Below are 13,714 nucleotides of genomic sequence, written 5' to 3' on the forward strand. Positions count from 1 at the left end.
TTTAATTTCTTTTTTCGAACCGAAGCTCGAAGCAGCTCTTGCAGCTTTTGTCGATGTGTGCCGTTTTAGCGGCGAGATTTAATTTACCATATCTTCACTGCAGATGTCAATACTTTAATATGATTTTTTGTTATGAACAAAATGAAGCGCACCGGTTATCTAAACCGATGCCTTGCATATCTTGATAGCTCTTTTGGGGAAGCCATTCTGGCGTACATGCGAAATATAACCTTGTACCTGGACTCGATTGCGCGCTTCATATCCGCGTCGAGCCGATGGTCGTTCAAATCAAACAAGATCTCATCCAGCTCTTTACGCAATACATAGTCCAGTTCCTTGCATTCCTTCGGATTAAAAAGAAATCCCAGCATGTGCGTCAAAGCTCCCCTTTATACGAGAGTGATGAGTGATAAAAAGGGAGCCTTACACGCTGCTGTATCACTTAATTGCAGCTCCCGTGTCTTTTGCCATCCGCAGCTCCATATCTACCGCTTTAATGTTATGCTCACATTTTGCCATTTATATTCCTGCGAGCCAGTAGGAGAATGTGCTCTCAATAATCGCAGCCACCAGCAATACAAGCACCAGCAAAATGCTTAGAGGCTTCAGCATCCGGACAAACTGTTTCAGCTCTTTTCGGGCCGCCTCGCCACGGGCAGGCGCTAACAAGGCTCCGACCAGCGCTTTTAAACATAAAGCCCCAAACCGCATGCCATAGGCGCTGGCAAGGATAATCGCCGGGATCTCTAATACGCCGTGCGGCACAATGACCTTAATAACCTGCATCAGCATTCCTTGTTCAGCCTGGACAGCACCGATGTAGCCCAGCACAAGCCCATTCAGTGCCAAAAATGCAATCGGGAATACGCCGAGCAATACACCGGACAGCACAACAAGCACTGATTTGATCGCATTGTTGAGAAAAATAATAATGAACAGCAATAACTGAGGATACTCCCTTCCCTCAATCTCCTCTTTTATTTTCCCCAGGCCGCTCAGCTGCGCCATGACAAAATCCTTATACTCATTTGCAAACACAGAGCCTAGGAATATGCCTGTCGCAAATACCATTACGGCTGCTCCGATGTATTTTTTCATACCGCCCATATGAAGAAAAAGCTCTTTAAATCCCACTTATATCCCTCCCCTAATGATTTCCAGCTATACTGCCATGCATATCTTCGCATAGTACGAGCATAAAGTTTAATAAAAACAAGCCCTCGCCAAGAAGGAGGAACTGGACCGTGAATTTTTTCTATGTGCTGAACGGCAGAAAAATCAAAAGGATATTGGTTATCGTGACAGCCGTCCTGTTCACTGCAGGCATTGTGTATGCAGAAACGGATAACGTCTCCGTCTTCAGCTTTGACGAACCATCGGCTATCTACAGTGTAGAAACCGATAAGAAGATGATTGCTCTTACGTTTGATATCAGTTGGGGAGAAAAGCGGCCCGAGCCTATCCTGCAGGTATTAGCCGACAAAAAGGTGGAAAACGCTACGTTCTTCTTATCTTCTCCCTGGAGTAAAGGGCATCCCGAAATTGTCCAAAAAATCGTAGGAGCCGGCTACGAGATCGGCAGCCACGGGCACAAGCATGTCAATTACAGCAGCCTGAACGACGATGAAATTCGCAAGCAAATTCAAACCGCTCACCAAATTTTAAACGAGGTTACGGGTCAATCCCCCAACCTGATACGCATGCCTAACGGCGATTTCGATAAACGGGTGCTGCGGATTGCAAAAGATCTGAACTATAAAGTCATTCAATGGGATACCGACTCCCTCGACTGGAAAAATCCTGGCGTAGATAAAATTGTCCAGCGTGTGGTGACAAAAGCGCATCCGGGTGATATTGTACTGCTGCATGCCAGCGATTCCTGCCAGCAAACTCATGAGGCACTACCGCAGATTATCGACAAGCTCCGTGCGGAAGGGTATGAATTCGTTACAGTTTCGGAGCTCCTTCAGCAAACCCAGACGAAGTCCAATCAAGTCGAGGATCAGGCAATGAAGCCTCTGTAAGAGGCTCTTCTCAAAAAAAGAGTTGACCAGCCCGATAAGGCTAGGCCAACTCTTTTTTGCCCTTCAATAGCCGAGGCAGCAGCAGCAGCTGCCATACATTGCAGGCCATGAGCGGAACCATCATGAAAAAGGTGGAAGCGCTATTTCCTAGCTTTAATGCAGGAACGGCTTCAATAATTGTGGCTCCTACTGTAAAAAATAACGAAGGAATAAAAGCGGATTTGTTGCTTTGCTTTACTTTGATAAATGACACGACCAAGCCAATGATCAGCACGGTAATGGGAAAAATCAAGTACGCTCCCAAATGCTCACCGTCATATCGCAGGTAAAAGCTGTCAAATATTGCCACAATGATAATGGCAATCTGTAAAATGTTCCACATATATTTTTGCCTGAAAATGCTGACTGCTATAAAGCGAAGAGACAAATATGCGAAAAAGCCCATTTGGCTCAAAATACTGATTGTCCCTCCGGCCAGCCCCATAACCAACAGGTTGTAGCCTGCCGCTGCTCCGCCAAAAAAAATGACTTCCTGGTCGGTCATTTGCAAATATACTCCGGCCAGCATACCACCGAACGAACCAATAAAAAGCGTCGTCCAGAACAATGTTACCCAGCTTCGAATCGTCAACCTGCTTTCCCCTTCCTTTATGCCCAACATCAACACAATTTTACCAACGATACAGATAAAAAGCCAATGAAAAGCCAACGTTCTCCACTCATAAACGATGACAAGATTCAAATAATATACACAAATCCAAGGAAAGGAGCAACCCGACGATGATAAAACGGGGATCTCGCCTGTTTTCCTTCTTGCTGCTCGTTTCTATGCTCGCTTCCTGTGGCGGCGGCGGACAATCACAAGCCAACAGCAATCCGAACTATAAGGATACGAAAACGATGGTTCTGGACATTTTGAAATCCGATGACGGCAAGAAGCTCATTTCAGAAGCCATGAACGGTTCACAATCCGGCGCCCAGTCCTCCGGCGATCAGGTTAAATTGCTTTCATCCGCTGATGGGCAGCAGATACAGCTTGCCGTTAAAGAAGTGATTACCAATACAGATACAAGCAAGCTTCTTCAACAAATGATGAAGGACCCCAAATTTGCCGGTGATTTCGCCAAAGCCATTCAGAAGGATAACAAGGAGCTGCAAAAACAGCTTATCAAAGACCCGGAATATCAAAAATCGCTGCTGCAAGTCATGAAAAATCCGGAGTATGAAAAAATGGTATTCGATGTTCTAAAAAGCACCGAGTACCGCCAGCAAATTAAGGCGCTTATGGAAGAAGCCATTCAAAGCCCCCTTTATAAAATGCAGCTGCTGGAGCTAATGAATAAAGCTGTTCAGGAATCGACTCAAGCCAAAGACAAAGGGCAAGGACAAGATCAGCAAAAGCAGGGGGAAGGCCAGCAGGACAGTCAGGAAGGGCAAGATCAAGGCGAGGGCCAGCAAAACGAGGAACAAAAATAAATTGGACTGAAAAATGGACCGCGGAATGTTTCTCCTGCGGTCCATTATCGTTATTTTGTTGTTTTTTGTATCACGCGGTCGGCCAGATTCAAATACATTTGCCCAATTTCCGTATCGGCTTTATATACCGATGGAGCGAAATCGGCCTCTGCCGGATGATTATCGGGTGCGCCAAGCGGAATTTGAGCAAGCATTTCCGTATGCAGCTCATCGGCAAGTTTACCGCCGCCGCCGCGTCCGAAGACGTAATCCTTCTCTCCATCCTTATTGAGGTAGTATGCCATATTCTCAACGACTCCAAGCACCTCATGCTCCGTTTGAACGGCCATAGCACCGGCTCTGGCGGCTACAAAGGCTGCCGTAGCATGGGGCGTCGTTACAATAATTTCTTTGCTCTGCGGTATCATCTGGTGAATGTCCAGCGCAATATCACCTGTACCCGGCGGCAGGTCGAGCAGCATGTAATCAACCTCGCCCCAGTTTACTTCATGAAAGAAATTGCGCAGCATTTTCCCAAGCATCGGCCCGCGCCAAATAACGGGGGCGTTGTCCTGGACAAAGAAGCCCATCGAAATCAATTTCACACCGAACCGCTCCACCGGTTCAATCAAATTGTCCACGACCTGCGGACGCTCCTCGGCTCCCATCATGTCCGGGACACTGAAGCCGTAGATATCACAGTCCATAATACCAACCTTCTTGCCTCTGCGAGCTAATGCAACGGCCAAATTAACCGTTACCGTCGATTTGCCGACACCGCCTTTTCCACTGGCGATAGCAATAAACTCGGTTGTTGCTTCCGGTCCAAGCAGCGCTGCCGTTTGCTGCGTCTTTACAGCTTCCGCATTCGGATTCTTCTTGCGCTGAAGCTCTCCATGCTCATGCTCGGTCATTGCCCGAACACGAATATGTACTTCTTGGATGCCGTACTCGGAGAGTGCCGCCGTTATATCCGCTTTAATTTTGTTCTCCCAGCTCTCGTCCTGCGACGAACGAATAAGTGTTAGAGAAATTGCCCCTTCCTTAACCATCATATCCCGGATAAGTTGCAGCTCGACGAGACTGTCCCCGTATGTAGGATCCTGCAAATGCTTTAACGCTTCCAATACTTGTTCTTTGGTAATCATATTTCCACCTCAAATGGGACTTAAAGTAGTATGTTTTCATTTGCAATTATAGCATATGCCCCGTTTATTTAAGAAACGCCGTTTACCTTCTCCCCTGAGCAATATCGCAGGATCCCCCGGTAAATCGCCTCCGCAAGCTTCTTTTGATACTTCTCCGTGGCCAGAAGACTCGCCTCCCCGGGATTAGACAGAAAACCTACCTCAATCAAGCTGGCCGGCAGCTCCGTCGCCTTCAGCAGATACACTGTGTTCTCCGGACGAGCCAATCGCTCCGTGTTGCCGAGGCTAGCTTTAAGCTCTTCTTGAATTAAGGTCGATAATACTTTGCCTTCTGTATTTTGAGGACTATAGAACGTTTGTGCGCCTGACCACTTGTTTGACGGGATACTGTTTAAATGCACGCTAACAAGCAAATCAGCCTTGTTTTTCCGTATAAAATCCACCCTGCGCAGCAAATCCTCCGTCTTCCGCTTGCTGTAGCCCTTCGTATCGGCATCGGCTAAGTCCTGATCGCTTTCTCTTGTCATAAGAACAATGGCGCCGGCCTGCTGCAAGTAATCCCTTAGATAAAGTGATATCGCCAGGTTAATGTCCTTCTCTATGACTCCGCTCTCGCTCACTGCGCCTCCATCGGGCCCTCCATGGCCGGCATCCAGTGCAATGACCTTTCCTGATAAAGGCGTCGTCCAATACGTCCAGGTACGCGTAGAAGGCAATTCATAAGTAAGCAGGTATAAAGCCAGCACAAGCAGGAATCCGCTTAACCCAAGCTTGATTAGACCGCCGGTATTTAAGTAAACGACTACACGCTTGCGGAATTTACGCATTAAAAATCCACCCCCGTTCCATCTATATGGACAAAGGTGGACATATATTCTTAGATTTGCTCTGCTCACTCAGACATGCCTTTAATCAAGAACCGAACAACCTCGGTCTGAGAACACTCCGGCCGGGGACAAACGCCTTCCCGCAGCATTGCTCGGACCTTTATTTATGAAGTCCGCACTCCGTCTTATCATTGCCTGCCCAGCGGCCTGCACGCGGGTCTTCCCCAGGCATTACCTGACGGGTGCACTTCTCACACCCGATACTTGGATAAAAATTGTCGTGCAGCGGGTTGTAAATAATATTGTTTTCCCGGATATAGTTCCAGACATCATCCCATGTCCAGCTCGCGAGTGGATTAAATTTCACCAAACCGAATTTGGTGTCGTACTCCACTTTTTTGGAATTTGCTCGAGTCGGGGCTTGATCACGGCGGATACCAGTAATCCATGCGTCATATTTGCCCAAAATATTAGTAAGCGGCGTTACCTTTCGAATATTACAGCACAGGTTCGGATCGCTTTCCCACAACGCCTCGCCATGCTCGGCAGCCTGCTGTTCCAAAGAAACATCCGTCTGCACGTGAACAAACTTCATACCATATTGCTCCATTAAACGGTCGCGAGTCTCATAGGTTTCTTTAAAATGCAGGTGTGTATCCAAATAAAAAATATCCGTCTTCGGGCTGATCTTCTGGAGCATATCGACTAGCACGACGTCCTCTGCTCCAAAACTACAGGCGAATGTAATATTCGGAAACTTCTCTATGGCAAATGCAATTAATTCTTGCGGCGACTTGCTCTCAAAGGATTCAGCAGCATCATGAATCAATGCCTCTTTTTCTAACAGGTTCATTCGTTTAGCCTCCTGAAGAATTCCAAGTAAATTCATAAGAATTCAATTATAGTTTTAATTATATGTGTCAAGGGGGTAATGTCAAATGTTTTGTTATACCTGCCGTATAGGCTACTGTATGAAAGTGCGTTGTTTATGGTGTGAAAATAAGAAGTAAAAAAGAACCTCTTCTCCAAAAAATAATGAGAAAAGGTTCTTTGGTATTGATAATTAACGTTTCGAGAATTGAGGCGCACGACGAGCAGCTTTGAGGCCGTACTTCTTACGCTCTTTCAAAGTCGTCATACGTGTCCCTACGTTAAGGCTATATTAATAGGAAGAAATGAAATTCAAGTTAGGGTTATTTCAGGTCGGTTCAGATACGAATATGGTCAGGATATGGTCACGGTAATGATCTGTTCAAACTTAGCCAAGACATGAGACGCATCCGGAGGACTACATCAAGACAGAAGACGGTGACATGGTGCGGATACCTTAATGAAAATGAGCAACAATATAAATAGCGGAGAGGATACAGGAGTCCTTTCCGCTGTTTGGTGTTTGAAAGACCTTCGCCGTAAGGTTGGGGCTCCCAACTACAACATTTTTTTGAAAGTCACGTTACAAAATCGTATTTGAGGAATACATAGAATAGGGATGCAGATTTGACAACTGCTTCATCTCAAATTCAAGCTCTAAAGTGGCTAAATCGGCTAAATCAAAGCTGTTTATCAGAAGCACCCAATTACATTCACATTCTACTGCATCAATGAATGATTCCTGCCTCTACCCTCAACTTCATCCTTATACCCTAGCAACATACGTACCAACGTATTAGGATACTCCATTAGCTTACGATATTCTGTTGCTGATAAATCTGGATTCCTCAACATGATCGCCTGAAGCTTGGCTATTTCTGAAACATCGTAACGAGCCTTGTACACCATAAATTGAGATACGTAATCGCCTACAGACAGTTCTGACAGATTTTCATTGCCGTTCCATAAATACAACTTGATCTGTTTTATAAACCGATCTACATTACTACCTTCGGATAAAAAACGATACACCAAGTCACTCTTAATCAAAGTCGTGTTTGAATCCCCTGTATAGCTTTGTTCCATTAAAAATACTACAATCCCCATAAATGTATCAATGATTTGCAGGGGGATGGACTCATGCGATTCTTCCGATTCAACAGATGCAATTTTGTACCTTTTACTCCGGTATACAGAGTGAGCATTCATCTGCTCTTTGATTTTTGAATGCAGTCCTAGTGCATCGTATTCATCGTTGCGATCAATTTTAATGTTAACATCCACCTGACCCTGCAAGTGACGTGTCACTCCATAGAACAATCTTTCAGGAATTTTGATATAGAAAAGATTTCGTAGCTCCATCATCGTAAGATTTAGTTGTTGAGCAATGTTGTGAGCTTTTGTATTATCGACAATCAAAATGTTGATATTCACATCCCGATTGATTATGTAGTGAAGAATCTTGAAATATTTCTTCAAATATTGGTCATGATTGTACTCCCTAAAATGTAACTCGCTCTTGGTGCCCATTTCTTCATACATATGTTGTATCGTCTGCGTTATCTCCGTCATTGTCTGCTCACTGCCGCCATAAGCACCGTAATATGAATTCGCTTTTCCTAGCTGATCAATTTTATTCGCTTCATCGAAATAGATATTATAGATCATTGTACACATCCCAAATAACCAAAATGATAACGTATGACTTGACTTTCATCCACATACATAATATCATGATTATACAGAAATAATACGGATGAGTATAGTCTTCTCCGCTTCGTTAGCTAGAGCTGACTATACTCAAAAAAACCCTTCTCCGCTTCGTTAGCAGAGTTGGGTTTTTTTGTATTTTATACGCTACATGCGTTTGTGCTAATGGGGTTGGCTTCAGAGATAGATATCAAGACAAAGGAATAATTTTTGGAATAATTTTTATTGATTTTGACAAATTCATTTGATACGATATGGGCATACTAGAAATAAAAGAAAGGAGGCAGCGTATGCGCGCGATAAGCGAAGAAGAAGCCCGTAAATATTTGACTCCGCACCTTAACAAATTGATTTTAACTGTTGTGGAGAGTGTAAATGATTACTTCAATGGCCTAAGATATGCCGCGGTTAGGCATGAGCACTCTTTAAGAACATCAGCTTCAGTCTGCCATGATAAGATTAAGAGGTCTGTCGAGAATGCTTTTGACGGAGTGCCTGGAACGTACTACCGAACACATCGTGGACTATTTACACTTGTTATTGACGGCGCTATCGCCTTAAGATTTAAGAAATTTAATCGTAAAAACTTATCCGTTGGAATTGAAACACAACAACTGTTGGCTTTCAATAATCAAGACGTAGAACAATTAGAATTCCCCGATATGCCACCAAATGGTCTATTGCATATAGGTTATCGTCTCAATAAACTTGAGACTGGAATTGGGGGAGTTTATGTATCTTGCCGGCATGGCAACAATAATCTCTGGATATGGGATATAACAGAAGAAGGAACAACTACTACGGAACATGTTCTTATTCCTCATCCAGAAGTCAATGTTCCGTCCAGAAGAAAGATTACTGCAAAGGGAGCAAACATCGGTGGCGGTGAAGTAAATGCAAACTGAAACGAAATACAATCATAAAATGGTTATCCTGGCCAGAGAGTCACGTGGGATAAGTCAAACTGAAATGTCAAAGCTCTCCGGATTCTCTCAAGGAAAAATATCTAAAATTGAAAATGGATTGCTTTCCTTATCTGATTCCGATATTGAAGTTATCTCTAGTGTGCTCGACTATCCGGTGCATTTTTTTCAGAGAACCGAGCGAATTTATGGCGTAGGCTTAAGCGAGTTCTACCATAGAAAACGTCAAAGCGTTCCCCAGAAAGCCCTCAATAAAATTTACGCAAAACTGGAATTGCGCCGGATGGAGATTTCATCATTATTAAAGTCTGTGGAATTTGGAGAGCACAACTATTTCTTCATGGATCCTGATCAGTACAACATTGAATCGATTGCCCAAGCAGTCCGTGCTGCATGGAAAATACCAAAGGGTCCGGTAGATAACTTAGTTCAAATTGCCGAAGAGATGGGCGCAATAATAGTGCCTTTCGACTTTGAAGGCGCGAAAATTGATGGTATAAGCGTGTCCCATCCAGGGGTACCGCCGCTCATCTTTATGAATTACTCGAGACCAATGGATCGAATACGTTTTACACTTGCTCATGAAATCGGTCATTTAATCATGCACAGAGTTCCTCCGAGCAATAACGAAGATATTGAAGAGCAAGCAGACAAATTTGCATCCGAGTTTCTGATGCCAAGAGCAGACATCCAATCTTCTTTTTATGATCTTAATCTGAAGAAATTGGCGGCTTTAAAGATGTACTGGAAGGTTTCCATGGCTGCCTTACTTAAAAGAGCTGGGGACCTCGGGAAGGTAACGGAGAGATATTCTCGGTATTTATGGATGCAAATGGGGACCGCCGGATATAGGAATCAGGAGCCTCTGGAACTGACCCCTCCTCAAGAAAATCCAACTTTGCTGGATGACATTATTGAAGTACACCAAACTGAATTGAGCTATTCACCTTTGGATTTAAGCATGGCGATAGGTCTGAACAATGCTGAATTTCAATCGTTGTATTTAAAAAAGGTACATCATTTGAGACTCGTAACAAAAGCAAAATAGTTATAAAAGCCCTGGGCCAAAATACCTGGGCTTTTCTATCATTTTGATGGGGTAAATAAACAGGAATCATTTTAATTTCACATTTACGCAGTAATTTATTTAATAATTCCACCCCAGCCAGCCGCCCTGCTCCGTCAGCGCCGCCGACATAGGCAGCCGCGAGATGTGGACACGGATGAAGCTACCGGCAGCTAACAAGCGGCGCTCTGAGGCCAGCATCATCTGAGGGCCCGAGATCAGCGAACTCCAAGCTGGGCAGCCGCTCTTCTAGCACTTCCTCCTGTTGGGCCATCAGCCGGATGTGATATTCCAGCTTCTGCTCCGCCTACTCTCGCCGCTCAGTGCTCTCGGCGGACGATGCCGGGCTCCTGCGAACGGCTCGCCCGGCAGCTTCACGGCTTACGATGTCCCCGCAGGGGCCGCTGACGCTGCGCCCTCCTTTTGCCGCGATCGCTTCGCATGGTCACCGGTTGCCAAGGCCACGTTCGGATTCGGATGAAGCAATCCGCACATCAGGCAGACTTGCCCTTCCTGCAACTCGAATGTGCTGACGAGTTGCTGCAACTGGACCACGGCCTCGCAAGCGGCCTGGCATGCCGTCGACACCCGCGCCATCAGCGCATCTCTGTACTCTCTCCAGACGAAACAGACGCTGCAGCATTTGGCGGCGTTCTTGCCGGTCAGGGACAGGAACTCGGCGAATTTACCCTGCAGCAGCGTCGACTCGCGGCCGCTGGTTAGAACGAAAGCTCCGAACCCCCGCTCCGCACGCTGCTCGATAATCTCCCCTGACAGCCGTCTCCTTAGAACCGAGTTGCTTCATCCCAGCAGCTCCATAAACAACCGGATCAGCTCCGGCGCAGACAACTCCGACACCCGAATCTGCTCCCGCTCCGCGCCGGGCGCATCGGCATAAATCGTATGGATGTTCATAATGCCACAATGAGCAGGGTGCAGTCACTGAATGACTTTCAATACAGTGTTTTTCCTTGAAAACCCACATATTTATCATCCTCGAAAAGGGGATAATAATAATCGTTGGAGGAGGTGCACCTACTTGAAAGAAAACGAGGATCCCCGAACAGATCAGCCGTCTCCTGAAGCCATGAAAAATCTGCATTGACTTATCGCACGAATTTTGCCTAAATATGCGAAGCGATTAATTGAACTTATTGAACATGAAAATCGTTCCTCAAATGATGAAAAGTCAAAAGAATAGGGAACGCTCGCGCCATAGCATGAAGCTTGATGCTTTCTAAGACCGCACCACATGTCGGGGGCCGCGTTCCAACTGCTAATCGGTTAACACGAGAGATAGAGCCACCAGGTGCAGCTTCTGCAGGCGGCGAATTTTCGGCGGGCTCTCCCCACCATCCTGAAGGCTATGACCAGGCCGTAGCCAGCGGCAGTGGCCCGATCCAACTCCGTGTACACCTGAGCCAGCCCGTTCGCGGCACGAACTGACGGCAGTAGCAGGATTCGCCGCGGCTCCCGCAGATGTATGCGCTCCGCTCTCGCCCGCAGCTATCCGCTGTCAGGCCGTCTCGCTTGTCCAGACACTTTCGCCGTCCCTTCCCCTGGCTGTGTTTGAATCGCTTCTCTGACCGCCTCCCGAGCCGTCTCCGCCGTCCAGCGCGTACCATTCCTTTTGCAATAGTCAACCCTGAGCCCAACAGGCGAAAGCGCCTAGCTCTCCATCTCGCCGTGTTCAATCCCAACTGCCGGTAGCCTCTCCTTGGTCAGCATCGTGGTTCCAAAAGGTCAGCGCAATGCGTTCAACAAAGGGATCGCTTCTTCCCGGTCATGCGAAGCCCACCAGAAAAGGGCGACCGTGAAGCCTGCGAACCAATCAAGCCCGCCGACACCGTGCTGGAATCGAGCTGCACCCGGTGGCGAGCTCGGCACGCAAACAGCGACCTGTCCCCGAGTGGTGCCGAAAAACGTACCTGATTGAGCCTGCTGTTTCGGAAGAGTCCTGTGAACCACAGCAACCACCCGGCAGCAGACGGGCTTACAACTGGTTCAGCATCGTGAAAATCGTCCGGTCAGAAACAAGTAGATCGACAACAGCTTCGGGAAGGGGTACCGGAATAGCGGACGAGCGCGGCGGCCTCAGCATTTCTCAGCCTTTGAAGCAGAGCCCCGCCACACCGCCCGCTCACGGCTCCTGGGCTACTTTGCGTGCTGCCAACGTATCGAGCGTTTCCACTCGCCCGGCTATCCCGTAGGGCTGCAGGCCAACTCAGAGAACAGCTCCGCCCCCCCCTTCTTGCGCCGCGCCGCTGCTTGTGCTCGCCCCTTATAGAACTGCACGAATACAAATACCGGGAAGGCCCAAATACCGTGATTCTCGTCTTGCCTTAACGGTCATTGCGGAGGGCTTCAAACCGACTGGCTTCACCATGCAGGAACAGGAGCGACCAGGCTCTTAGATGCGCTACTGAGCGGCGAGGGCTGGATCGTCGTTCCGTCTTGATGATCGCGACAGCGGGCTCACGACCTGCCTATGCCGCGCCTGCGGCTGTTCCGGACAACTCGACGCCGTAGTAACGCTTCAAAATAGCAGGGCTGCAGACGACACAAAGCCGGTTGGGCTTGCTACCGTTGGAACGCGCGGTTTTTCGCCCTTGTCGCTGACGGATTCGCTCCCAATCGGAAAGATACGCCCAGACGGCACCCACGGCAAGGCTGACGGCCCGAAACTTCAGACGGCCCCGGCATAGTCCAGCCTATCAACTCGCTCCCACGCCCGCCGTTTGGCCTTGTGGGACGATTCGACAGCGTGGCGCGTTTCAGCGCGACGAAAGATCACTGCCCGCGCTGCCGCCAGGAAAATGAGCTACTTGGTAAGCGACCGATCAGCCGGCAGCAGCGGCACTCAGACAACTCATGCCCGACAGCAAATAACGGCAACAGGGCACCAGTTCGCGCCGATATACGGCGGCACCAAGGAGAGAAGGACCGGGAGAACCCCCATGGAGCCACAACGGCCGCCCATGGGTGAATGCCTACAGGTTGAGTCAAGCCGGACGGCAAACATCGGGGCCACACGGCCGGGCGGAAATAGCGTCGAATCGACGGGGCACTTCCCCGGAGCGTTCCATTGTTCAGGCGTTATGTTTTGTATGAATCCCTAACATAAATTCGATCACTGAGTTGAATTGCGGAACTATATTCTAGTATGCACGTACTATAAAATTAAAAATATAGAACAGACGAGGTGATGCTTCAATATGAGAGAACGCATAACACCACTTAAAGTTATAGCAATCATCATTTTCATTATTGGAATTTCTTTAGTATCTTCCTACAATGATGTTAAGGAAAGCGCCGCTGAAATGACTAATTCCTTGTTCGACCCAATCAGCAACATTTTTGAAGATCCGGCGTCCACCGCTACATTTGATATAGAAAAATACCAGACAGAAGCTGTTATCAATTCAGGAAATTACATGATAGAATGGGTATCATTTGAACGGAATCTTGCCGTTGGTGTTAGTGCTATTGTACTTGGCTTATTATTGTTCACAACTGCCTCAATGGTCGATGAAAGGAAATTTTGGCAGACCGTCACTAAATATTTCACCCAAGCAGGCTCCTAAGCTTCAAAAAATCAGGCATTCCGCCTTATTCGTGAGCGTCAAATAGCCCCCACCTAGCAGTCAGATGGGAGCAAGTGTATGATGGATTAAGATTACGCGAGGCGGCA

At 47.2% G+C, this 13,714-nt stretch carries 12 protein-coding genes and 1 pseudogene; 5 read left to right on the forward strand and 8 right to left on the reverse strand.

The window, feature by feature from the left end:
• Positions 1 to 155: 155 nt before the first annotated feature.
• Both WBG83_RS21490 and WBG83_RS21495 read right to left on the reverse strand, forming a co-directional pair.
• Entirely contained in the window at positions 156 to 371 is a 216-nt protein-coding gene (locus tag WBG83_RS21490) for a hypothetical protein (RefSeq protein WP_336747430.1), read from the reverse strand.
• Positions 372 to 519: 148 nt separating this feature from the next.
• A complete protein-coding gene (locus tag WBG83_RS21495) occupies positions 520 to 1,134 on the reverse strand; it encodes a stage II sporulation protein M (protein WP_336747431.1) in 615 nt (204 codons plus the stop codon).
• 110 nt (positions 1,135 to 1,244) lie between these two features.
• On the opposite strand from WBG83_RS21495, the gene pdaB reads away from it, so the two are divergent.
• A complete protein-coding gene (pdaB, locus tag WBG83_RS21500; RefSeq protein ID WP_336747432.1) occupies positions 1,245 to 2,024 on the forward strand; it encodes a polysaccharide deacetylase family sporulation protein PdaB in 780 nt (259 codons plus the stop codon).
• Positions 2,025 to 2,064: 40 nt separating this feature from the next.
• Here the strand turns inward: pdaB and WBG83_RS21505 are convergent, their stop codons facing one another.
• Positions 2,065 to 2,655, reverse strand: a complete 591-nt coding sequence (locus WBG83_RS21505; RefSeq protein WP_336747433.1) for a KinB-signaling pathway activation protein — start codon at positions 2,653 to 2,655, stop codon at positions 2,065 to 2,067.
• A 149-nt stretch (positions 2,656 to 2,804) separates the two neighbouring features.
• On the opposite strand from WBG83_RS21505, the gene gerD reads away from it, so the two are divergent.
• A complete protein-coding gene (gene gerD / locus WBG83_RS21510; protein WP_336747434.1) occupies positions 2,805 to 3,500 on the forward strand; it encodes a spore germination lipoprotein GerD in 696 nt (231 codons plus the stop codon).
• Between the two features lie 50 nt (positions 3,501 to 3,550).
• Here gerD and WBG83_RS21515 read toward each other — a convergent pair whose 3' ends face one another.
• The 5 genes and pseudogenes from WBG83_RS21515 to WBG83_RS21535 form a co-directional block, all read right to left on the reverse strand.
• On the reverse strand, positions 3,551 to 4,627 hold the full coding sequence (locus tag WBG83_RS21515) for a P-loop NTPase (protein ID WP_336747435.1): 1,077 nt from the start codon (positions 4,625 to 4,627) through the stop codon (positions 3,551 to 3,553).
• A gap of 68 nt (positions 4,628 to 4,695) precedes the next feature.
• Positions 4,696 to 5,454 carry an N-acetylmuramoyl-L-alanine amidase CwlD gene (gene cwlD / locus WBG83_RS21520; protein ID WP_336747436.1) on the reverse strand — a complete coding sequence of 253 codons (759 nt, stop codon included), beginning with the start codon at positions 5,452 to 5,454 and terminating at the stop codon, positions 4,696 to 4,698.
• A gap of 160 nt (positions 5,455 to 5,614) precedes the next feature.
• A complete protein-coding gene (locus WBG83_RS21525; protein WP_336747437.1) occupies positions 5,615 to 6,307 on the reverse strand; it encodes a phosphoadenylyl-sulfate reductase in 693 nt (230 codons plus the stop codon).
• A gap of 210 nt (positions 6,308 to 6,517) precedes the next feature.
• A pseudogene (rpsI, locus tag WBG83_RS21530) lies at positions 6,518 to 6,598 on the reverse strand (30S ribosomal protein S9); the annotation flags it as partial.
• 446 nt (positions 6,599 to 7,044) lie between these two features.
• Positions 7,045 to 7,992: a DUF3800 domain-containing protein gene (locus WBG83_RS21535; protein ID WP_336747439.1), complete on the reverse strand. Its 948-nt coding sequence runs from the start codon at positions 7,990 to 7,992 to the stop codon at positions 7,045 to 7,047.
• Between the two features lie 332 nt (positions 7,993 to 8,324).
• Between WBG83_RS21535 and WBG83_RS21540 the strand changes: the two genes are divergently transcribed.
• The 3 genes from WBG83_RS21540 (at position 8,325) to WBG83_RS21550 (ending at position 13,607) form a co-directional block, all read left to right on the forward strand.
• Positions 8,325 to 8,939 (forward strand): hypothetical protein, encoded by a 615-nt coding sequence (locus tag WBG83_RS21540; RefSeq protein WP_336747440.1) that lies wholly within the window; start codon positions 8,325 to 8,327, stop codon positions 8,937 to 8,939.
• Positions 8,929 to 10,005 carry an XRE family transcriptional regulator gene (locus WBG83_RS21545; protein WP_336747441.1) on the forward strand — a complete coding sequence of 359 codons (1,077 nt, stop codon included), beginning with the start codon at positions 8,929 to 8,931 and terminating at the stop codon, positions 10,003 to 10,005. The genes WBG83_RS21540 and WBG83_RS21545 overlap by 11 nt, the downstream gene beginning before the upstream one ends.
• A gap of 3,233 nt (positions 10,006 to 13,238) precedes the next feature.
• Entirely contained in the window at positions 13,239 to 13,607 is a 369-nt protein-coding gene (locus WBG83_RS21550) for a hypothetical protein (protein ID WP_336747443.1), read from the forward strand.
• The last annotated feature ends 107 nt before the right edge of the window (positions 13,608 to 13,714 follow it).

This window comes from Paenibacillus sp. y28, assembly GCF_037137075.1.
GTDB lineage: Bacteria > Bacillota > Bacilli > Paenibacillales > NBRC-103111 > JBBBNV01.